This window comes from Streptomyces kronopolitis (genome assembly GCF_050953795.1).
In the GTDB taxonomy this organism is placed as follows: Bacteria; Actinomycetota; Actinomycetes; order Streptomycetales; family Streptomycetaceae; genus Streptomyces; species Streptomyces kronopolitis_A.
Window position 1 is genome coordinate 4072590 of sequence record NZ_CP191850.1, and the last position, 19088, is coordinate 4091677.

The following is a 19088-nucleotide window of genomic DNA, read 5'->3' on the forward strand; positions in this document are numbered from 1 at the left end:
AGGCCACAGTGACCGCGTTCGACTACGAGAAGGACGGTGCGGCGATCTACCGCCAGTCCTTCGCCACCATCCGCGCCGAGGCGGACCTCGGCGGGCTGCCCGCCGACGTCAGCCGGGTCACGGTCCGCATGATCCACGCCTGCGGCATGGTCGACCTGGTACGCGACCTGGCCTTCACCCCCGGCGTGGTGGCCGCCGCCCGCACGGCACTGCGCGCCGGCGCGCCCGTCCTCTGCGACGCCAACATGGTCGCCAGCGGCGTCACCCGCAAGCGGCTGCCGGCGGACAACGAGGTGCTGTGCACCCTCACCGACCCGTCGGTCCCGGACCTGGCCGCCCGGATGGGCACGACCCGCAGCGCCGCCGCCCTGGAGCTGTGGCGGGACCGGATGGACGGCGCCGTGGTGGCGTTCGGCAACGCCCCCACCGCCCTGTTCCGGTTCCTGGAGATGATCGGGGAAGGGGCGCCCCGCCCGGCCGCGGTCATCGGCATACCCGTCGGCTTCATCGGCGCCGCGGAGTCCAAGGACGCGCTGATCGCCCATCCGTCGAAGCTGGATCACCTGGTGGTGCGCGGACGCCGCGGCGGCAGCGCCATGGCCGCGGCCGCGATCAACGCCCTGGCGAGCGAGGAAGAGTGAGCGTGAGCGAGCAGCAGGCACCCGGCAACGACGGCACCCCGCCCGCCCCGGGCCGTCTTTACGGCGTCGGGCTCGGCCCCGGCGACCCGTCCCTGATGACCGTGCGGGCCGTACAGGTCATCGGCGCGGCCGACGTCATCGCGTACCACAGCGCCCGGCACGGACGCTCCATCGCGCGCGCCATCGCCGCCGAGCACCTGCGCCCCGACCACCTGGAGGAGGCGCTGGTCTACCCGGTCACCACCGAGTCGACCGACCACCCCGGCGGCTACCGGGGCGCGCTGGACGAGTTCTACGAGTCCGCGGCGGCCCGCCTCGCCGCCCACCTCGACGCCGGCCGCACCGTCGCCGTCATCTCCGAGGGCGACCCGCTCTTCTACGGCTCCTACCAGCACATGCACAAGCGGCTGGCCGACCGCTACCCCACCGAGGTCATCCCCGGCGTCACGTCCATCAGCGCCGCCGCGGCCCGCCTGGGCCGGCCGCTCGCCGAGGCCGACGAGGTCCTGACGATCCTCCCCGGCACCCTGCCGGAGGAGGAGCTGACCGCCCGTCTGGCCTCGACCGACACCGCCGTCGTCATGAAGCTCGGCCGCACCTTCCCCACCGTGCGCCGCGCCATGGAACGCGCCGGGCGGCTGCCGGAGGCCCACTACGTCGAGCGCGCCACCATGTCCGGTGAACGCACCGAGAAGCTGGCCGACATCGACGCGCAGACGGTCCCGTACTTCGCCGTCACCGTCGTCCCCAGCCGCATCGCGAGCCCGCCCGCCGAGGCCGGCGCCGAGCCCGGCACCGGTGAGGTCGTCGTCGTCGGCACCGGCCCGGCCGGCCCGCTCTGGCTGACCCCCGAGTCCCGCGGCGCCCTGGCCGCCGCCGAGGACCTGGTCGGCTACACCACCTACCTCGACCGCGTCCCCGCGCGCCCCGGCCAGCGCCGCCACGGCTCCGACAACAAGGTCGAGTCCGAACGCGCCGAACTCGCCCTGGACCTGGCCCGGCGCGGCCGCCGGGTGGCCGTGGTCTCCGGCGGCGACCCCGGTGTCTTCGCCATGGCCACCGCCGTGCTGGAGGTCGCCGCCCAGGACCCGTACCGGGCCATCCCCGTCCGCGTCCTGCCGGGCGTCACCGCCGCCAACGCCGCCGCCGCCCGCGCCGGCGCCCCCCTCGGCCACGACTACGCGGTCATCTCCCTGTCCGACCGCCTCAAGCCCTGGGAGGTCATCGCCGAACGCCTGCACGCGGCCGCCTCCGCCGACCTGGCCCTGGCCCTCTACAACCCCGGCTCCCGCAGCCGCACCTGGCAGGTCGGCAAGGCCCGCGAACTCCTCCTGGAACACCGCGCCCCCGACACCCCGGTCATCCTCGCCCGCGACATCGGCGGCCCCGAGGAATCCGTCCGCACGGTCCGCCTGGCCGACCTCGACCCCCACCAGGTCGACATGCGCACCCTCCTGATCGTCGGCTCGTCCCAGACGCAGGCGGCACACCGCGACGACGGCACCGAGATCGTGTGGACACCGCGCCGGTACCCGGAGCAGTGAACCGGCCGCCGGGAGGGCGGCGTCGGCTCAGGCGGTGAGGTCCAGGAGGCGGACCGGTTCGCCGTGCCATCTCTTGGGGGAGGCGGTGGCGATGATCGCTCCGTCGGGACGGTCCGGCGTGGGCCGGGCCGCGTACTCGCTGTGGGCCGCGGCCCACGTCTCACGGCCCGCCAGGGCCAGGGCGGCAGGCAGGTCCAGGTCGAGGACGGTGATGCCGGGCAGGGCCGCGAGGTGCTCCGCGGTGCCGGGCCGCGCCCGGTCCGCCTCGACGAGCGCACACGCCGGCGCGTAGAGGTACCAGCCGGGCTCGGCGTGGGCGCGGTGGATGAGGCGGGAGGCGAGGACGTTGCCCTGGCCGGCCGCGGTCATCGCGGTGTCGTCCAGGACGATGTGCAGGGCGTCGCTCACCGGCCGGTCACCTGCGCCAGACGCCGGTCGAGTTCACTGTCCAGGTCCTGCTGCTCCCCGGCGGTCGGGGCGTACCCGTTCCACTTCTTCAGCGCCGCGCGGGCCTTCTCGGCACGCTCCGCACGCTCGGCCGGGGTCAGCAGGGTCTCCGCCAGACGCGCCAGATAGGCGCGCAGTGACAGGCCCTCGGCAGCCGCTATGGCGGCGAGCCGGTCCTTGGCCTCTTCAGGGATGCGGACATTGGCATCGGACATCGTCGCGCTCTTCCATCGGGGTACGGGTACGTACCCGTACCCTAGCCCACACCTCCCCCGTCAGCCCCAGCCGAGGGTCCGGCGTTCAGGCTCCGGTGGCCGCCGCTGCCTCACGGCGGCAGAGCGTGCACCGGTCCGTGCCGTCCCACTCCTCCCACCCGAAGGCCGCAGGGTCGAAGGACCTGCCCTCCAGCTCTTCGCGCACGGCCACGCGATAGGCCCATACCGCGTCGAGATACGGGTGGTAGGCGTCGTGGAACGCGGGCGAGGTCTGCCGGGCGCCCTCACCGACGACCCGCTGCAGAACGCGCAGCCGCTCGAACATCACCTGCCCGGCGCCGGCGATGTCGGTCGTCGCGTCGATGAACAGCCGCTCGCGCACTTCCCGGATCCCGGCGTCGCTCAGCGCCGCACGGGCGGCGGCGGCGAGATCGGCCCCGTCCTCCGGATTCTGGGCGAGCTGCCGCAGCCGCGCGTGCCCCACTCCGGCAGCGGTGATGAACTCGATGTACACCGCCCGCCGCCGGGCCTCGCTGGTGCGTTCCCCCTCGCGGCGATGGCGCAGACGATCGGCGAGAACGGTCCCGGAGATCGCGATGACCCCACCGCTCAACGTCGCGAGAAGTGTTCCCCAGTCCATGCGTCCCCCTTGACGGTGACCATGAAAGCCGCGCCTCAGCGGAGCCCGTCAGACTTCACGCCACCTATGAACGCCGACCAGGCGCCGTCCGGGAACAACAGCACCGGGCCCCCGGGGCTCTTGCTGTCACGGACGGGGACGGCACCGGGGAAGCTGTCGGCGACCTCGATGCAGTTGTCAGCTCCCCCATCGCTGTAGCTGCTCTTGTGCCATACGGCGTCGACCAGGTCGGGGATGGTGTTCATGGTCTGCTGTCCTCCACCAACTGCCGGATGAATACTGCTGAATCAGGCGGCGAGAGTGCCGCGTCGCGAAGCTGATCGTAAGACAGGCGGTATCGCTCGACATCGGCTGGCTCTTCGAGCAGTTCGCCTGACTTGTTGCCTTCCAAGTAGGCAACGGCGCTACCGTCCGCCGCCCACAAGAGCCAGAGTGAACCGCCCATCAGGCTATGCACTCCAGCGGCGAAGGGAAGCACCTGGATGGTCATGTGCTGAGCCTCGGCAGCTTCTGAGATGCGCACCAACTGGTCATGCCAGATCTTGGGATCGGGCACCGGGCGGCGCAACGCCGACTCGTCAAGGATGACCCGGACGTGCGCCGGTCGGTCACGCTGCAACAACTCCTGTCGGCCCAGTCGTGCGGCGACGGACTCTTCGAGCTCCTCGGGGGCTATGGGCGTCGGCGAAGACGACAGCGAGAATGTGGCGAAGTCCTCGGTCTGCAGCAAGCCAGGAACCGTGATCGCATACGAATGCAGGATCGTCGCCTTCGCCTCAAGCTTCATGAACTCCCTGTACTTGTCCTTGAAGGCATCCAGCCGCGCCAGCTTCCACAGGCGGACGAGCAGCTCGCCCGTCCCGTAGACCCGGTCCAGCGCCTCCATGACCGGCAGCTTCGAGAGCCGTTCGCCCGTTTCCAGGCGGTGCAGGTAGGTGCGGTCGTAGTTGATCTCGTCGGCCAGCTGGGCCAGCGACCTGCCGGACGCCTCCCGTAACCGGCGGAGTTCACCTGCGAGGACCCGGCGCGCCGAGCCCTCATCCTCCTCGGAACTCTTTTCGACCATTCCCCCATCTCCCTGTTGTCCCGTGCCGACGACAACGCCAACTCCCTGTCGGAGGCGTCTCGTTGTGACGACTCTAGGGCTGCGAAATGGAATCAGCAGCCCAGTCGGGACTCGAACGGAGAAGAGGAATGGGAATGGCGGAGCGCAGTCCGGTGGCCGGGAAGATCAGGGACGCGGAGCAGGCCTGCGGCGAACTGCGGGCGGCGTTGAAGGGGGCGGGCATCACCCTGCCGTCGCTGGCCGTGGACGTCCTCTCGCTGGCGGAGCACTTTCCACTGCCCCTCGTGGAGCTGGGGCGATGCACCCCGGATGTCGCGCGACGGCTCGCGGACGCGGTACGGAAGTGCGCCCCGTGAGCGACGTGAGAGAGGAAAGCGGTGATTCCACGGACGTCGGTGATCCGAGCGAGGACGACGAACCGGAGGAGTCCGTAAGGCGCCGCGAAGAATTAGCCAAAAGGGTCCGCGAGGCCAATCACTTCAGCACGAAGTGGCCCCGCTGAAAAGGCGGCGGAGCCATTCCGCGGCCTCCTCCGGACCCGTCGCGACCGGTACGCCGTCCGGGACGGGCGGCCGCTGGACGACGACCACCGGCAGCCCGGCCTCGCGGGCCGCCGTCAGTTTGGCTGCGGTGGCGGCCGCCCCGCTGTCCTTCGTGACGAGGACATCGATGCGGTGCTCCCGCAGCAGGGCCCGTTCGCCCTCGGGTGTGAACGGGCCGCGGTCCAGGAGGGTCGTCATCCGGGGTGGGCAGGGGGGCTCGGGGGCGTCGACGGAGCGGACGAGGAACCACAGGTCGGTGAGGTGGGCGAAGTGGGCGAGGCCCATGCGGCCGGTGGTCAGGAAGATGCGGTTGCCCAGGGCCGGGAGGGCGGCGGCCGCCTCGTCCAGGCAGGTGACCGGGTGCCAGCGGTCGCCGGGTCCCGGTACCCAGCCGGGCCGGCGGAGGGCGAGCAGGGGAACATGGACGGTGCCGGCGGCCAGGGCCGCATGGCGACTGATCGTGTCGGCGAAAGGATGGGTGGCGTCGATGAGCGCGTCCACCGCGTGCTCGCGCAGCCAGCGGGCTTGGCCCTCGGGGCCGCCGAACCCGCCGATGCGTACCTCCCCGGCGGGCAGCCGGGGCGCGGCGACCCGGCCGGCGAGCGAGCTGGTCACCCGCAGGGACGGGTCGGCCGCCAGCAGGCCGGCCAGTCGGCGGGCCTCGGTCGTACCGCCGAGAATCAGGACGTGGCGCACCGGGCGGGCTGCGTCGTTCATGGGATGTGGGTTCCTCCGTGGCTGAGGCGCAACCGCAGGGTACGGGGCCGCAGGATGCGGGCGGGGCCGCGGGCGGGCGCGGCGCGCAGCTCGCGCACACCGGGCTGCGGCACGGCTGGACGACCGGTGCCTGCGCGACGGCGGCGAGCACGGCCGCGTACACGGCGCTGCTGAGCGGCGAGTTCCCCGACCCGGTGACGATCACGCTGCCGAAGGGGCAGACACCGGCCTTCGCGCTGGCGGTGGAGGAACTGGCGGCGGGCCGGTCCTCCGCGATGGCGGGCGTGGTCAAGGACGCGGGCGACGACCCGGACGTCACCCACGGGGCGCTCGTGCGCGCCACGGTGCGGCCGCTGCCCGCCGGGTCGGGCCTCGTCTTCCGGGCCGGGCCGGGCGTCGGCACGGTGACCCGGCCGGGGCTGCCGCTGGACGTCGGCGAGCCGGCGGTCAACCCCGTGCCGCGGCAGCTGATCCGGGAGCACCTGACGGAGGTCGCCGCGCGGTACGGCGGGGCGGCGGCGGGCACGGTGCCGGACGTCGAGGTGGAGATCTCGGTCGACCACGGGGAGGAGATCGCCCGCAGCACCTGGAACCCGCGGCTGGGCATCCTGGGCGGGCTGTCGATCCTGGGCACCACCGGGATCGTGGTGCCGTACTCCTGCTCGGCCTGGATCGACTCCATCCGGCGCGGGGTGGACGTGGCGCGGGCCGCGGGGCGCCGGCACGTGGCCGGGTGTACGGGCTCGACCTCGGAGAAGGTCGCCGTCGCCGTGCACCACCTGCCCGAGGACGCGCTGCTGGACATGGGCGACTTCGCGGGCGCGGTGCTGAAGTACCTGCGGCGTCATCCGGTGGACCGGCTGACGGTCTGCGGCGGGTTCGCCAAGCTGTCCAAGCTGGCGGCCGGGCACCTGGATCTGCACTCCGCGCGCTCCCAGGTCGACAAGGGCTTCCTGGCGGAGCTGGCCCGGCGGGGCGGGGCCGACGAGGCACTGGCGGCGGCAGTGGCGGAGGCCAACACCGGCCTGGCGGCACTCCAGTTGTGTGCCGCGGCGGGCGTGCCGCTGGGCGATCTGGTGGCGGCGCGGGCGCGCGAGGAGTCGCTGGCCGTGCTGCGGGGGGCGCCCGTCGCGGTCGATGTCCTGTGCATCGACCGCGCGGGGATGGTGGTGGGCCGGGCGGAGCCGCGGGGCCCCGGGGGGAGCGGACGTGGAGCGCCCCTCGGGTGAGGGGCGTCCCCGGTCCGCCGGTCAGGTGCGGTAGCCGCGGTTGAGCCGCCGCGCGCAGGCGGTGTCGTTGCCGGTGAGGGCGCCCAGGGCCGTTCTGAGGGCACAGGCCGTCATCTGCAGCGGGTTGTTGTTGCGGTAGCGCCCCTGGGCCGCGGTGCGGCGGTCGCTGCGGCGGTCCCGGAACCGGCCGGAGCTGTCGTAGCTCCGCATCGGGGTGTCGTGCATCCACGGCGAGGCGTCGTGCGTCCGCGGGGTATCCGACGACAGCGTGGCGTGGTCCTTGCCGTCCGCGACGGCGGCGGGGCCGCCGACGAGCGTCAGCACGGTTGCGGCGCCGACCAGGCCGGCGGCGAGTCTGGTACGCATCGTGGCGTACTCCTTTGGCTCGGCCCCCCTTTGGATGTCGCTGCTTCCTTACCGGCCCCCGGGAGCCAGGAAACGGCCATTCACCCCGATGCGGTCAGATCACCCCCGGACGGTCCCGGGCGCACGGAGTGTCGGTCCTGCGGGGGGCCGGTCCTACGGGGGCCGGTCCTACGGGGTGTCGCTCCGCTCCGGGGCGCACGGGGCGCACGGGGCGTGCGGGCGCTCGCGGTCGGCCGAGTAGAGGTGGCTGTCGCGGAACTGCTCGGCGCCCAGGGTCCGGCCGACGAGGATGACGGCCGTGCGGACCACCCCCGCGTCCTTCACCTGGCCCGCGATGTCGGCGAGGGTGCCGCGCAGCACGAGTTCGTCGGGGCGGGAGGCCATGGCGACGACGGCGGCCGGGCAGTCGGCGCCGTAGTGCGGCAGGAGTTCGGCCACGACCCGGTCCACGTACATCGCCGCCAGGTGGAGGACCAGCAGCGCGCCGCTGCGGCCGAGGGTGGCGAGGTCCTCGCCCTCGGGCATGGGCGTGGCGCGCTGGGCGACCCGGGTGAGGACGACGGTCTGGCCGACGGTGGGGACGGTCAGCTCGCGCTTGAGGGCGGCGGCCGCCGCGGCGAACGCGGGCACGCCCGGCACCACGTCGTAGGGCACCCCGGCCGCGTCCAGCCGCCGCATCTGCTCGGCGACCGCGCTGAAGACGGACGGGTCGCCGGAGTGCAGCCGGGCCACGTCGTGGCCCTCGCGGTGGGCGCGGACCATCTCGGCGGTGATCGTGCCGAGGTCCAGCTGCGCGGTGTCGATGAGCCGGGCGCCGGGCGGGCACGCGTCGAGCAGCTCCCGCGGCACCAGGCTGCCGGCGTACAGACACACCCCGCAGGCCTCCAGCGTCCGGGCGCCGCGCACGGTGATCAGGTCGGCGGCGCCGGGGCCCGCGCCGATGAAGTGGACGGTCATGACGGTCGGTTCTCCTGCGGGGACGGGGACGGGGCCGGGTCCGAAAGGGCGGCAGGGGCATCGGAAGGGGCGGCGGACGGGGGTTTGACCACCGACCACTGGGTGACCGGCATCGCCTGCCGCCAGCCCGTGAAACCGCCGACCGGCACCGCGTGGGAGACCGCGAGCCGGACCAGTTCGCCACCGTGGCGGCGATAGCGGTCGGCGAGCAGCGCCTCGGATTCCAGGGTCACCGTGTTGGCGACGAGGCGGCCGCCCGCGGGCAGCGCCGCCCAGCAGGCGTCGAGCAGGCCGGGGGCGGTCAGCCCGCCGCCGATGAACACCGCGTCCGGCACCGGCAGTCCCGCCAGCGCGCCGGGCGCCGGGCCGGTGACCACCCGCAGTCCGGGGACGCCCAGCGCCCCGGCGTTGCGGCCGATCCGCTCGGCACGCACCGGGTCCCGCTCGACACTGACGGCACGGCAGCTGCGGTGCGCCCGCAGCCATTCGACGGCGATGGAGCCGGAGCCGGAGCCGATGTCCCACAGGAGCTCGCCGGGGGCGGGCGCCAGCGCGGCCAGGGTGGCGGCCCGGACATGACGCTTGGTCAGCTGGCCGTCGTGCGCGTAGGCGTCGTCGGGCAGCCCGGGGACGGTGGACAGGTGTGGGGTGCCGGGCGCGCGGACGCAGTCGAGCGCGAGCACGTTGAGGGCGTCGCCGGGCGGCAGGTCCCAGCCGTCGGCCACCCCCTCGGCCATCCGCTCCCGGGCACCGCCGAGCTGCTCCAGCACCCGCATCCGGGTCGGGCCGAAGCCGTGGACGCGCAGCAGCGCGGCGACCTCGGCCGGGGTGCCGGCGCCCGCGGACAGCACCAGCACCCGGCGGCCGTCGTACAGCGCCCGGACCAGGTTCTCGGCGGGCCGCCCGACGAGCGTGACGACCTCGGTGTCCTCCAGCGGCCAGCCGAGCCGGGCACAGGCGTGGGAGACGGAGGAGGGGTGCGGCAGGATCCGCAGCCGGGGGCCCGGTTCGGCCGCGGGGCCCCGGCCCGCCCGCTCCGCCAGCACCTCGCTCAGGGTCCGCCCGATCCCGTGGAACATCGGATCCCCACTGGCCAGCACGCACACCCGGCGCCCGGCATGCGCGTCGAGCAGCCCGGGCACGGCGGGCCGCAGCGGCGACGGCCACGGCACCCGCACCCCGGCACACTCCTCGGGCAGCAGCGCCAGCTGCCGGGCCCCGCCGATCAGCACCTCCGCCGCGCACAGCGCGTCACGGGAGACGGCGGGCAGCCCGTCCCAGCCGTCGGCCCCGATCCCGACGACACACAGCGGCTCGGGAACGGCCGGATCGGTCGGTGCGGGGCTCACTGCCGGGTACCTCGGAGTCGGGAGGGGACGGATGCCGCCCCGGAAGGACGGGAGCCGAACTCTACTGACCGTCCGCAAGCCCCCGGGCCGCGGGGAGGCCGGGGCGGCTCCGGGCACCCGCCCGCCCCGTTCAGCTCAGCAGCGCCCGCAGGAACTGGCCCGTGAACAGGAAGGCCGCGCAGAAGCCGACGAGCGCCGGGAGCCACTGCCAGAGGCCGCGTGGGGCGTCGAAGCAGACCAGGTGGCCGAGGACGGCGAGGACGCCGGTCAGGGCGCCCAGCCAGAAGGGCAGGCCGTCGTGGTGGGTGTACAGGATGGCGACGGCGGCCAGCAGGCCCAGCACCGCCATGATCTGGCCCCTGCCGGGCGCGGGCCGCCGGGTCTCCCCCGTAGCGCTCATGCCGCCGGATGCTACCCGCGCCGGGCCGGCTGCGGCCGTTGCCCACGCCGGACGGGGCCGGGCGGTCGGCTTCCGTTTCCCGCTCTCCCTCCTTCGGCCCCCACACCGCTCTGACCAGGCACGATCGGCCGTTCGACGGTAATGACAACGGTCACCGGTGCAGCCTTTGGATCTTTCGCCGAAGTGCGGTTTGCTTCCCAGCAGGAGCCAGTCGGCAGGAGCCGGGAAGGAGCGTTCATGACCGAGCACGCCCACAGCCAGGGGCACGACCACAGCCATGCGCACGGTGTCTCGGCGGACACCGACCGGCGCTGGCTGCGCGGCGCGCTCTTCCTGCTGACCGGATATCTGGCGATCGAGGTCGTGATCGGTGTCCTGGCGCAGTCCCTGGCGCTGATCGCGGACGCCGCCCACATGCTCACCGACGCGGTCTCGATCGTGCTCGCCCTGGTCGCCATGCGGCTGGCCGCGCGCCCGGCCCGCGGCGGGTACACCTACGGGCTCAAGCGCGCCGAGATCCTCTCCGCGCAGGCCAACGGCATCACCCTGCTGCTGCTGTCGGCCTGGCTGGGGTACGAGGCGATCCAGCGGCTGATCTCGCCGCCCGCGGTGACCGGCGGGCTGGTGCTGGTCACCGCGCTGGCCGGGGTCGTGATCAATCTGATCTGCACCTGGATGCTGTCCCGGGCCAACCGCTCCAGCCTGAACGTCGAGGGCGCCTACCAGCACATCCTCAACGACCTGTTCGGCTTCATCGCCACCGCCGTCTCCGGTCTGATCGTGCTGACGACCGGCTTCCGGCAGGCGGACGCCATCGCCTCGCTGGTGGTCGTGGTGCTGATGCTGCGGGCCGGGATCAGTCTGGTGCGCGAGTCCGGCCGGATCTTCCTGGAGGCCGCACCGGCCGGGATCGACCCGGACGCGCTGGGCGATCATCTGTGCGCCGCGGACCAGGTAGTCGAGGTGCACGATCTGCACATCTGGCAGATCACCTCCGGGCAGCCGGCGCTGTCCGCGCACATCCTGGTGGAGCCGGGCGGCGACTGCCACAAGGTCCGCCGCAGTCTCCAGGAGCTGCTGAGCGGCGAGTACGGCATCGGCCACGCCACCCTCCAGGTCGATCACGTCGGCGAACAGGGCGCGCCCGACGACGTCCTCACCCTCGGCCCGCGTCCCGGCGCCGAGCCGGACCAGGGGCCCGGGCACTGCGCGGACGCCCACGGCCCGGTGCACCGGCCGGGGCCGCACGAGCACTGACGGCGGCCGCCGGGGCCCGGCCGGACGGGTCCGATCCCGCCCCGCCGATCCTGCGAGCCGCCGCCCGGACGTTCCGCCGCTGCCGCCCTCACTCGGGTGAACCCGTGCCCGGGAGGGGGCCGCCTGCCGCCGGTGGCGGCGGCCGCGATGCTCCGATGACGGCATGAGAACCGCCGTTGTCCGCACGCTGCTGTGCGCCGCCACGTTCCTCGGACCGTCCGCCGCGGCAGCCGCACCGCAGGCACCACCGCCCGCCGTCTCGGTGTCGGTCGCGGTGACCGACGGGATCGACGACACCGAGGCCGGCAAGCGGCTCGACTACCGCATCACCGTGCACAACCTGGGGCCCACCGTGGTCCACCGGGCCCGCATCGAGCAGGAGATGCCGGCCACCACGACCTCCGCCACCGCGCCCGGCGCCACCGTCGAGGGGCGGGGCTCGGGCGGGCGGAAGGTGATCTGGCGCTCCGATCTGCCCGCGCACGACATCCAGGTGTTCCGGGCCACCGCCGTGCTCGGCGACCGCCCCGACCTCACCGCCACCGCGGCCCCCGGCAGCCTGCGCGCCGCCGCGACGGTCTGCGTCTACGTCGGCGGGTCCTTCGCGCCCACGGCCTGCTCGGGCGACCTCGACGACATGCCGGAGACGCGCCCGGAGGGCGGCGACGGCGATGGCTGGGTGTGGTGGGCGGTGGGCGCCGCGGCCGCCGCGCTGCTCGGGCCGGGCGTGGTGCGGGCGGTACGGCGGCGGACCGCGGCCCGGCGCTGAGCACGGCCGGGCGCCCGGTCACCCGTTGGCACCGGCCCCGCTCGCGGACGGCGGAGGTTCGCACTTGCCTGGGAGCAGGCCGCGGGGCGCGCCGGGTGGCGCTCCCCCGGACCGGCCGAGCCAGGGACGCCGAGCGAAATGCCGCCAGGAAGGACAGCCGCGATGTCAGCGAGCGCACCCGTACGCCCGGGCGGGCGGGTGCCGGCGGGGGAATCCGCCCCACCGACCGGGCACCGCCCGCACCGGCGCCCGCGGGGCCTGGTCGGCGGGGTGCTGCTGCTGGTGGGAGTGGTGCTGCTGCCGCTGGGGCTGGCCGCCGTCCGGGCGCGCACCGAGCTGACCGAGACCGACGGCTATGTGGCGGCGGTGGCGCCGCTGGCCGGGAACGCCGCCGTACAGGAGGCGGTCGTCGACGAGGTGACCGACGGGGTGATGGCCCATGTCCGGCTCGACGGACTGCTGAAGGCCGTCCCCCGCGCCGAACGCCCGGCGGTGCGCCGCCACTTCACCCGCGGCATCCGCCAGTACGTGACCCGGCAGGTGCGGCAGGTCGTCACCGGCCACGGCTTCCCGGCGATGTGGAACGGGGTGCACCGCACCGCCCACCGGACCCTGGACGGCAGCCTGACCGCGCCCGGGCGCTCCGCGGTCACCCTCGATCTCACGCCCGTCGTGGAGCGGGTGCGCGGTCAGCTGTCCCACAACGGCATCGGGCTCGACGTCGTGCGCCGGGTGCCGACGGCCGGGGCGCGGATCGTGCTGCTGAAGGCCCCGGACGTGCCGCGGGTCCGGGCGCTCTACGACCTCGTCCACACCGGGGCCCGGCTGCTGCCGCCGGCCGCGGCGCTGTGTCTGGCCGGCGGGCTGCTGCTGGTGCGGCGCCGGCGGCGGGCGCTGATCGGCGCCGGGGCGGGCTGTGCGGCGGCCGCCGGGCTGCTGGCCATGGCGCTGGCGCTGCTGCGCCGCCGCACCCTGGACGCGCTGCCCGCCATGGTCTCCCGGCCGGCCGCGGACGCCTACGCCGACGCGCTCACCGATCCGCTGCTGACCGGGGTCTGGCTGCTCATCGGCGCGGGCACGCTGACCGCCGCGCTGGCCGCGGGCGGCCCGCAGGCGGCCCGGGCGCTGCGCGCACGGCTCGCGGCCCGCGGCGCCGGCGGCTCCTGACCTTCGCTCAGAGCGCCAGCACCGTCTTGCCCTGGGCCCGGCCGGTGCGGCTGGCGGCCAGCGCCTCCGGCGCCTCCTCCAGGGCGACCTCGCGGCCCACCAGGACCGTCAGCCGGCCCGCGTCGACGTGTCCGGCGAGGATCTCCAGCAGCTGCGGGGAGGGGCGGTTGACGAAGTTGAAGCCGCGGAGGTTGTGCTCGGTCAGCTCGTCCGCGTCGGCCGAGCCGATGAGCGAGACGGCGATGCCCCCGTCGCGCACGGTCCGCGTCATCTTGGCGAAGTCCTCGGGGCCGCCGGTCATGTCGATCAGCACGTCGACGCCGTCCGGATGGGCCGACAGCACCTGGTCGGCGACCGATCCCGCGGTGTGGTCGACGGTCTCCGCGGCGCCCAGGGTGCGCATCAGCTCCGCCTTGGCGGGGCGCGCGGTGGCGATCACCTCGGCGCCGCGGCCGGCCGCGAGCTGGGTGGCGAAGGTGCCGACGCCACCGGTCGCGCCGACGATCAGCACCCGCCGGCCCTCGCCCACCCGGGTCTCCTCCACCAGGTTGTACGCGGTCATGCCTGCCGTCGGCAGCGCCGCGGAGCTGGCGTAGGTGACGCTGCGGGCGGCGTGCGCGATGCGGTCCTCGTCGGCGAGGGCGAGCTCGCAGTACGAACCACCGCCCTGCGCCGGTCGCTGGAACTGCCCGAACACCGCGTCGCCGATGGTGAACCGCCGTACCCCCGACCCGATCGCGAGCACCTCACCCGCCCCGTCGCTCCCCAGGACCAGCGGGAACGAGGCCGGCACGGCATCCCCGAACATCCCGTCGGCGATCTTCCAGTCGACGGGGTTGAGTCCGGCGGCGGCCAACCGCACCAGGACCTCACCGGGCCCTGGTTCGGGCTGTGGCAGATCCATGAGCTGCGGCTGTGCACCGAATGCGCTGACTGCTACGGCTCTCATGTGGCGTTCCCTTCCACCCTTCCGACCGGTGGCCGAAGTGGATCGTAAGCACGGGGGCGGGGCCGGACGCGGCAGGAGGGGAGGCGGTGCGGCGGAAGCAACTCTTACGGCCCCCCGGGCAGGGCCGCCTGGCCGCCGGGCGGACCCGGGGCGGTGAATTCCCCGCCCCGCGGGTCACGGCCACGAGAGCGTCCGGCGGCCGGACGCGGCGGCTCGGGTACACATGACGCCATGCGCGTTCTGGTGGTGGAGGACGAGGAGTTCCTCGCGGACATGATCGTCTCGGGGCTGCGCCGCGCGGCGCTCACGGTGGACATCGCCCACAGCGGCCGCGGGGCGCTGGACCGGCTGCGGCGCGACGCCTACGACGTCCTGGTCCTGGACCGGGATCTGCCCGGACTGCACGGTGACGAGGTCGTCCGGTACGTGGTGGAACAGGCGCTGCCGACCCGGGTGTTGCTGCTCGTCGCGGCCGGCCCGGCAACCGGCCGGGCACCCGTTCCCGGCGGCCGCCAGGAGCCCGGCGCCGACGACCGGCTGACCAAGCCGTTCGCGTTCGACGTACTGCGCGACCGGGTGCTGGCCCTGGGCCACGGCGCCCGCTCGGGACGTCCACCGGTGATCGAGCGGGCCGGTGTCCGCCTCGACACCGGGCGCCGGCTGGCCGTCCGCGACGGCCGGCCGCTGGCGCTGTCCCGCAGGGAGTTCGGCGTGCTGGAGGTGCTGCTGCGCGCCCGCGGCGCGGTGGTGGGCGAGGACGAGCTGATCGAGGAGGTGTGGGAGGAGCAGCCCCGCCACCGCACCAACGCCGTCCGCGTCACGCTCGGCACCCTGCGCGCCAAGCTCGGCGAGCCGCCGGTGATCGAGTCCGTGCCGGGCGCCGGATACCGGATGGGCGACGGGCCGGCGGCGGACGACGCCCCCTCGGCGAGCGGCGAGCCGGCGGCCGGCGCCCGCGGCTGAACCGGTGCCCCCGGCCCCGGCTGACGGCCGGTCCGGGCCCGCCCCACCCGATTGCGCGTAAGACGGGTCGGGCCGCGGACCGCGGGATTCAATGGCGCAATGATCCGGTTCGACTCCGTCACCAAGCGCTACCCCGACGGGACCACCGCCGTCGACGACCTCTCCTTCGAGGTCCGTGAGGGTGAGCTGGTGACGCTGGTCGGGCCGTCCGGCTGCGGCAAGACGACGACCATGATGATGGTCAACCGGCTGATCGACCCCACCCACGGCCGGATCAGCGTCGAGGGGGCCGACATCGCCGGCGTCGACCCGGTGCGGCTGCGCCGCCGGATCGGCTACGTCATCCAGCAGACCGGTCTCTTCCCGCATCGCACCGTGCTGGACAACACCGCGACCGTGCCGTTTCTGACCGGCTGGAAGAAGGCCAGGGCGCGCGAGCGGGCCGCCGAACTCCTCGACCTGGTCGGCCTGGACCCCGGCGTCTACGGCTCCCGCTACCCCGACCAGCTCTCCGGCGGCCAGCGCCAGCGGGTCGGAGTGGCCCGGGCGCTCGCCGCCGACCCGCCGGTGCTGCTGATGGACGAGCCGTTCGGCGCGGTCGACCCGGTCGTGCGCGACCGGCTCCAGAAGGAGTTCCTGCGGCTCCAGGCCGGCATGCACAAGACCGTGCTGCTGGTCACCCACGACATCGAGGAGGCCATCCGGCTCGGCGACCGGATCGCGGTCTACGGGGAGGGCCGGATCGAGCAGTACGACACCCCGGCGAACGTCCTCGGCGCCCCCGCCACGCCCTATGTCGCCGAATTCGTCGGCACCGACCGCGCGTTGAAGCAGCTCTCGGTCACCGCCATCGACCGCGCCGACCTCGAACGCCCTCCGTTCGCCCGGCTCGGCGAGCCCGCCGCGGACGCCACGACCCGGCTGCGGGCCGAGGGCGCCCGCTGGGCTGTGGTCCTCGACGAGGAGGGCGAACTTCACGGCTGGGTGGGCACCGAGGAGCTGGTGGGGGCAGCCGGCACGGTCGCCGGGCACGCCCGGCGGATGGAGGCCTGGGTCCCGGTGACCGGCACCCTCAAGGACGCCTTCAGCGAGATGCTCAAGCACGACGCCGGGTGGATCGCGGTACTGGACGGCCACCGCTTCCTGGGCGTCCTCACCCCGACCGCGCTCCACGAGGCCCTGCGCCGCACCATCGGCCGGGGCGAGCGGGGCGTACCGCGGGAGCGGGACGAGGTGGATTCCGTGCCGACGCAGTGAGCGCGCGGGAGGGCGGGAGAAGGGCCGCGTGTTTCACGTGAAACACGCGGCGCCGAGCGGGAGTGCGGCCGCGGTCACCGCTTCGGCAGCAGCCCCTTCGCTTGCAGGTAGGCGCGGGCCACGTCCGCGGGCAGCCGCCGCCAGCTGTCCACCTGCTCGTTGAGGTACGCCAGATCGGCGGTGGTGAGGACCTTGCCGAGGCGGTTGAGCGCGGCGGCCACCCGTGCGCTGCCCGCGCGGGAGCGGTTGACGACCGGGAGGACGTAGTCGGCGTTCTGCAGCTTCTTGTCGTCGGTGAGCAGCACCAGGCCGAACTTGTCGAGCGTGGCGTCGGTGCTGGTGGTCAGCATCAGCTGGTCCTGCCCGTTCTGCACGGCCCGCTTGGCGGGGGTGGTGCCGACGCCCTTCGGGTCGATGGCGGTGATGTGGATCCCGTACTTCTTCCGCAGCCCCGGCGCGCAGAACGGCCGCTGGACGCACTCGTCACCCGCCGCCAGACGCACCGGCAGCTTGGCGCGGCCCAGATCGCTGAGCGTCTTGAGGTGGTGCTTGCGGGCGTAGGCGGCGCTGACCGCGAAGGCGTTCTGGTCGACGGCCCGGCCGGCCGGGAGCACGGTCAGCCCGCGGGGTCCGGCGAGCCGCCGCAGCGCGGCCATGGTGACACCGAGATCGGGCGAGGCGACCGGGGCCGCCCGGGAGCCCTTGTTCTTGGCGTGGAGCCAGTCCGCGAAGGTCGCGGCGTACTCGGGGACGACATCGATCTGCCCGGCCTCCAGGGCGGGTTCGTACAGCTCACGGTTGCCGACGGTCACCACATGGGTGCGGTAGCCGGCGTGGTCGAGCAGCGCCGCGTACATCTGGGCGAGCAGCTCGCTCTCGGTGAACCCGGCCGAGCCGATGGCCAGCTCGTGGCTGTCGCCGGGGGAGCTGGTGATCGCGGACCGGGTCTCCAGGGACGGCCCGCCGGCACAGCCCCCGAGCCCGAGGGCGGCGAGGAGCACCAGGACCGGCCCGGCGGCCTTCACCGGGCCTGCCCCCGCACCCACCCCGGCGCGCGCCGCTGCACCAGCTCGAAGGCCGCCTCCATCAGCAGGGCGAACACTGCGACCAGTACGGCACCGGCGACCACCTGCGGGGTGCTGGCCAGGTTGAACCCCGCGGTGATGATCCGGCCCAGCCCGCCGCCGCCCACCAGCGCGGCCAGCGTCGCCGTGGCCACCAGCTGGACCGCGGCGATCCGGACGCCGGTCAGCACGAGCGGGAAGGCGAGCGGCACCTCCACCCGCCGTACCAGCTGAAACCCGGTCATCCCCATGCCACGCGCGGCCCGCACCACGTTCTGGTCCACCTCCCGCATCCCGACGTATGCGTTGGTCAGCAGGGGCGGAATGGCGAACAGCACCAGCGCAATGATCGTCGGCCACTGACCGTACCGCCCGAGGGGCGTGAGCAGCAGCAGGACCAGGACGGCGAAGGTGGGCACCGCCCGGCCGACGTTGGCGAGGTTGACGGCCAGCGCGCCGCCGCGCCCGAGATGGCCGAGGGTCAGCGCGACCGGCAGCGCGATCAGGGCGCTGAGGGCCAGGCAGGCGAAGGTGAGCACCACATGCTGTTCGAGGCGGTGCCAGACGCCGTTCTCGCCGGACCAGTTGGCGGCGGTGGTCAGCCAGGACCAGACCGCGGCGAGGGTGCTCACGCCCGCCGCCCGACGGCCGCGGCCGGCGCTTCCGTTCCCGCCGCGGCCCGCCTGCGCACCCTGCGCCCCCGCGTCCGCCGGTGCACCCGCCGCCAGGGCGTGAGCAGCCGCTCCGCGCCGAGCAGCAGCAGATCGAGGACGACCGCGATGAGCACGCAGAGCACCGACGCGGTGAGCACCTGCGCCTTGAAGAAGGAGTTCATCCCGGCGTAGATGAGGTTGCCCAGTCCGCCGTATCCGACGATCGCGCCGACGGTGGTGAGCGCGACCGCGGAGACCGTGGCGATCCGCAGCCCGGCCATCGCGGCCGGCACGGCCAGCGGCAGCTCCACGGTCAGCAGTTGGCGCATCGGCCCGTACCCCATGCCGCGGGCGGCCTCCGTGGCCTCGGCCGGGACCCCGTCCAGCCCGGCCAGGATGTTCCGTACGAGCAGGGTGAGGGAGTACAGGGCCAGGCCGACCACGACGAGGGTGGCGGACAGCCCGTAGACCGGCAGCAGCAGGGAGAACATCGCCAGCGACGGGATCGTGTAGACCACCGTGGTGACGCCGAGCACCGGCCCGGCCGTCCAGCGCCGGCGGCGGGCCAGCAGCGCCAGCGGGACCGCGATCACCAGCCCGAGTGCCACCGAGGACAGCGTCAGCTGCAGATGCTGGACGACCGCGTCGAGCAGGATCTGCTGACGGGTACGCAGATACGCGCCGCAGATCCAGTCGTTCCGGGCCAGGCAGTCGTTCGGCGGCGGTGCGGTCACGGTACGAGTCCACCCCGGCGGGGGCGGGGTGTCGCGGCGGACGCGTCCGATCGGGGTGGCCGCCGACCGCCCCCACCACGGCAGACACCCGGCCCGCCCCCTCCTCGCCCCACGCCATGGATCTCCACCTACACACCCCACGTATACATTGCATGTATACTT

Annotated in this window: 23 protein-coding genes; 9 read left to right on the forward strand and 14 right to left on the reverse strand. The window is 74.2% G+C overall.

Going from position 1 to position 19088, the window contains the following annotated elements; all coding sequences use genetic code 11:
• The first annotated feature begins 8 nt into the window (after positions 1-8).
• Both ACQP17_RS17925 and ACQP17_RS17930 read left to right on the forward strand, forming a co-directional pair.
• Positions 9-641, forward strand: a complete 633-nt coding sequence (locus ACQP17_RS17925) for a precorrin-8X methylmutase (protein WP_433859936.1) — start codon at positions 9-11, stop codon at positions 639-641.
• Positions 638-2185 (forward strand): precorrin-2 C(20)-methyltransferase, encoded by a 1548-nt coding sequence (locus ACQP17_RS17930; protein ID WP_433857179.1) that lies wholly within the window; start codon positions 638-640, stop codon positions 2183-2185. Before ACQP17_RS17925 ends, ACQP17_RS17930 begins: the two co-directional genes overlap by 4 nt.
• A gap of 27 nt (positions 2186-2212) precedes the next feature.
• On the opposite strand, the gene ACQP17_RS17935 is transcribed toward ACQP17_RS17930, so the two are convergent.
• The 5 genes from ACQP17_RS17935 to ACQP17_RS17955 all read right to left on the reverse strand — a co-directional run bounded on the left by ACQP17_RS17935 (position 2213) and on the right by ACQP17_RS17955 (position 4553).
• On the reverse strand, positions 2213-2593 hold the full coding sequence (locus ACQP17_RS17935) for a hypothetical protein (RefSeq protein ID WP_433857180.1): 381 nt from the start codon (positions 2591-2593) through the stop codon (positions 2213-2215).
• Positions 2590-2847, reverse strand: coding sequence for a hypothetical protein (locus tag ACQP17_RS17940; protein ID WP_433857181.1), 258 nt, complete (start codon positions 2845-2847; stop codon positions 2590-2592). Before ACQP17_RS17940 ends, ACQP17_RS17935 begins: the two co-directional genes overlap by 4 nt.
• 85 nt (positions 2848-2932) lie before the next feature.
• Positions 2933-3487: a CchlQ gene (locus ACQP17_RS17945; RefSeq protein WP_433857182.1), complete on the reverse strand. Its 555-nt coding sequence runs from the start codon at positions 3485-3487 to the stop codon at positions 2933-2935.
• Positions 3488-3522: 35 nt separating this feature from the next.
• Complete coding sequence (locus ACQP17_RS17950) at positions 3523-3732, reverse strand: DUF397 domain-containing protein (RefSeq protein ID WP_433857183.1); 210 nt, start codon at positions 3730-3732, stop codon at positions 3523-3525.
• Positions 3729-4553, reverse strand: coding sequence for a helix-turn-helix domain-containing protein (locus ACQP17_RS17955; protein WP_433857184.1), 825 nt, complete (start codon positions 4551-4553; stop codon positions 3729-3731). Before ACQP17_RS17955 ends, ACQP17_RS17950 begins: the two co-directional genes overlap by 4 nt.
• Positions 4554-4687: 134 nt before the next feature.
• On the opposite strand from ACQP17_RS17955, the gene ACQP17_RS17960 reads away from it, so the two are divergent.
• Positions 4688-4909 (forward strand): hypothetical protein, encoded by a 222-nt coding sequence (locus tag ACQP17_RS17960; protein ID WP_433857185.1) that lies wholly within the window; start codon positions 4688-4690, stop codon positions 4907-4909.
• A gap of 123 nt (positions 4910-5032) precedes the next feature.
• Here the strand turns inward: ACQP17_RS17960 and ACQP17_RS17965 are convergent, their stop codons facing one another.
• On the reverse strand, positions 5033-5812 hold the full coding sequence (locus ACQP17_RS17965) for a cobalt-precorrin-6A reductase (protein ID WP_433857186.1): 780 nt from the start codon (positions 5810-5812) through the stop codon (positions 5033-5035).
• 17 nt (positions 5813-5829) lie between these two features.
• Between ACQP17_RS17965 and ACQP17_RS17970 the strand changes: the two genes are divergently transcribed.
• Positions 5830-7041, forward strand: a complete 1212-nt coding sequence (locus tag ACQP17_RS17970; protein WP_433857187.1) for a cobalt-precorrin-5B (C(1))-methyltransferase — start codon at positions 5830-5832, stop codon at positions 7039-7041.
• 21 nt (positions 7042-7062) lie between these two features.
• Here the strand turns inward: ACQP17_RS17970 and ACQP17_RS17975 are convergent, their stop codons facing one another.
• The 4 genes from ACQP17_RS17975 to ACQP17_RS17990 all read right to left on the reverse strand — a co-directional run bounded on the left by ACQP17_RS17975 (position 7063) and on the right by ACQP17_RS17990 (position 10113).
• Positions 7063-7407: a hypothetical protein gene (locus ACQP17_RS17975; RefSeq protein WP_433857188.1), complete on the reverse strand. Its 345-nt coding sequence runs from the start codon at positions 7405-7407 to the stop codon at positions 7063-7065.
• Between the two features lie 168 nt (positions 7408-7575).
• Complete coding sequence (cobM, locus tag ACQP17_RS17980; RefSeq protein ID WP_433857189.1) at positions 7576-8364, reverse strand: precorrin-4 C(11)-methyltransferase; 789 nt, start codon at positions 8362-8364, stop codon at positions 7576-7578.
• Positions 8361-9713, reverse strand: coding sequence for a precorrin-6y C5,15-methyltransferase (decarboxylating) subunit CbiE (gene cbiE / locus ACQP17_RS17985; protein ID WP_433857190.1), 1353 nt, complete (start codon positions 9711-9713; stop codon positions 8361-8363). Before cbiE ends, cobM begins: the two co-directional genes overlap by 4 nt.
• 130 nt (positions 9714-9843) lie before the next feature.
• The gene (locus tag ACQP17_RS17990; protein WP_433857191.1) at positions 9844-10113 is read right to left on the reverse strand and encodes a hypothetical protein; all 270 of its coding nucleotides are present in this window, start codon (positions 10111-10113) and stop codon (positions 9844-9846) included.
• A gap of 237 nt (positions 10114-10350) precedes the next feature.
• Between ACQP17_RS17990 and ACQP17_RS17995 the strand changes: the two genes are divergently transcribed.
• The 3 genes from ACQP17_RS17995 to ACQP17_RS18005 all read left to right on the forward strand — a co-directional run bounded on the left by ACQP17_RS17995 (position 10351) and on the right by ACQP17_RS18005 (position 13306).
• Positions 10351-11370 (forward strand): cation diffusion facilitator family transporter, encoded by a 1020-nt coding sequence (locus ACQP17_RS17995; RefSeq protein ID WP_364873667.1) that lies wholly within the window; start codon positions 10351-10353, stop codon positions 11368-11370.
• Between the two features lie 163 nt (positions 11371-11533).
• A complete protein-coding gene (locus ACQP17_RS18000) occupies positions 11534-12139 on the forward strand; it encodes a hypothetical protein (RefSeq protein ID WP_433857192.1) in 606 nt (201 codons plus the stop codon).
• Between the two features lie 162 nt (positions 12140-12301).
• Complete coding sequence (locus tag ACQP17_RS18005; RefSeq protein WP_433857193.1) at positions 12302-13306, forward strand: hypothetical protein; 1005 nt, start codon at positions 12302-12304, stop codon at positions 13304-13306.
• Between the two features lie 7 nt (positions 13307-13313).
• Here ACQP17_RS18005 and ACQP17_RS18010 read toward each other — a convergent pair whose 3' ends face one another.
• Entirely contained in the window at positions 13314-14255 is a 942-nt protein-coding gene (locus tag ACQP17_RS18010) for an NADP-dependent oxidoreductase (RefSeq protein ID WP_364873661.1), read from the reverse strand.
• Positions 14256-14486: 231 nt separating this feature from the next.
• Between ACQP17_RS18010 and ACQP17_RS18015 the strand changes: the two genes are divergently transcribed.
• Complete coding sequence (locus ACQP17_RS18015) at positions 14487-15218, forward strand: response regulator transcription factor (RefSeq protein ID WP_433857194.1); 732 nt, start codon at positions 14487-14489, stop codon at positions 15216-15218.
• A gap of 99 nt (positions 15219-15317) precedes the next feature.
• Complete coding sequence (locus tag ACQP17_RS18020) at positions 15318-16475, forward strand: ABC transporter ATP-binding protein (protein ID WP_433857195.1); 1158 nt, start codon at positions 15318-15320, stop codon at positions 16473-16475.
• Between the two features lie 74 nt (positions 16476-16549).
• On the opposite strand, the gene ACQP17_RS18025 is transcribed toward ACQP17_RS18020, so the two are convergent.
• From ACQP17_RS18025 to ACQP17_RS18035, 3 genes are read right to left on the reverse strand one after another with little or no spacing between them, the layout of a single operon-like run.
• Complete coding sequence (locus ACQP17_RS18025; RefSeq protein ID WP_433857196.1) at positions 16550-17500, reverse strand: ABC transporter substrate-binding protein; 951 nt, start codon at positions 17498-17500, stop codon at positions 16550-16552.
• Entirely contained in the window at positions 17497-18171 is a 675-nt protein-coding gene (locus ACQP17_RS18030; RefSeq protein WP_433857197.1) for an ABC transporter permease, read from the reverse strand. Before ACQP17_RS18030 ends, ACQP17_RS18025 begins: the two co-directional genes overlap by 4 nt.
• A complete protein-coding gene (locus tag ACQP17_RS18035) occupies positions 18168-18926 on the reverse strand; it encodes an ABC transporter permease (protein ID WP_433857198.1) in 759 nt (252 codons plus the stop codon). Before ACQP17_RS18035 ends, ACQP17_RS18030 begins: the two co-directional genes overlap by 4 nt.
• Positions 18927-19088: the final 162 nt, after the last annotated feature.